Here is a 1,476-nt window from a genome sequence, read left to right on the forward strand (position 1 = left end):
AACTAATAACTTATATGCGGTCATGCTTCTTCAGGCTTCAAAAACCAGATGCACCGTGTAGCAATTCTATAAAACCTGTTTTTCTATAGAATTAGTGCAGAATATATGTGTAACTCTACTTTTCAAAATTGAGATTACTATTTGAGTCGGTTTTAACCGACTTATGCTATTAGACAGGGACTTGAGTCTAAGAGCGGCCCGTGGCAGAATGAAACAGCTCTGCTGGGGGCTAGGGGATACCGAGTTATGTTCCTATAAAATATCAGTATTACCAACAACTACCATCAATAAAAATGCAAACCAATCAAAAAATCATACTACCAAAAATGGGCTGCGGTACTTGGGCTTGGGGTAACAGATTACTCTGGGGTTACGATGAAAGTATGGATGACGAATTGCAAGCCGCCTTCAATCTTTGCGTTAACAATGGTGTCACCTTGTTCGATACAGGTGATTCCTACGGAACCGGGAAATTAAACGGACGCAGCGAGCAACTTTTAGGGCAGTTTTCCCAACAATATCAAGGTGCAAATCAAGCCAATATTTGTATAGCGACAAAACTAGCGGCTTATCCTTGGAGACTGACGCGACAATCCATGATATCTGCTGGAAAAGCTTCGGCTTCCCGCCTCGGAAAGAATGTGGATTTGGTGCAAATGCACTGGTCTACAGCCAATTATGCACCTTGGCAAGAGGGAGCTCTTTTGGACGGTTTGGCTGACCTTTACGAGCAAGGATTCGTCAAGGGAGTGGGTTTATCTAATTACGGGCCGAAACGCTTGAAATGGGTGCATCAAAGATTTAGTTCGCGCCAAGTGCCTATTGTGACTTTACAAGTGCAATATTCGCTACTTTCTACCTATCCAGTAACAGAACTCGGATTGAAAGATGTTTGCGATGAATTGGGGATAAAATTGATTGCTTACAGTCCTTTAGCGTTGGGGTTGCTGACTGGTAAATATTCGGAAAATGGCGCTCTTCCTAAAGGTATCCGAGGTTTGGCGTGCAAGCAATTATTGCCGGGAATGCAATTACTTTTGGGCTGTTTGCGAGAAATAGCGGCATTCAGAAACAAGACTGTTTCGCAGGTAGCAATCAATTGGTGCATCTGCAAAGAAACTATTCCGATTCCGGGGGCTAAATCGGCGGCGCAGGCGATGGATAATATTGGTGCTTTGGGCTGGGAGTTGGGTTCGGGGGAGATTGCAGAATTGGATAAGGCGGCGGCGAGTGTGGATAAGAAAATGGTGCAGAATATCTTTCAAACGAGATAACCAGGTTCGTTAGAGTCGGCGGTTGAAACCGCTCCTACACAAACAATGTCCGCCTCCGCGGACTGAATAACGTAATTTTAACCCCCCATTCTTCAACCTGCGGAGGCACGTGAGTGTTTGTATAGACGCGGTTTCAACCGCCCAACCGCCGGGTGCATCTGGTTTTTGAAGCCTGAAGAAGCATGACCGCAGATAAGTTATT

At 45.0% G+C, this 1,476-nt stretch carries 1 protein-coding gene; it reads left to right on the plus strand.

The window, feature by feature from the left end; all coding sequences use genetic code 11:
• Nucleotides 1-293 precede the first annotated feature (293 nt).
• Entirely contained in the window at nucleotides 294-1,274 is a 981-nt protein-coding gene (locus tag QT974_RS34295) for an aldo/keto reductase (RefSeq protein ID WP_333472805.1), read from the plus strand.
• Nucleotides 1,275-1,476 lie beyond the last annotated feature (202 nt).

Source organism: Microcoleus sp. BM001215392 (assembly GCF_036700185.1).
Taxonomy (GTDB): domain Bacteria; phylum Cyanobacteriota; class Cyanobacteriia; order Cyanobacteriales; family Microcoleaceae; genus Microcoleus.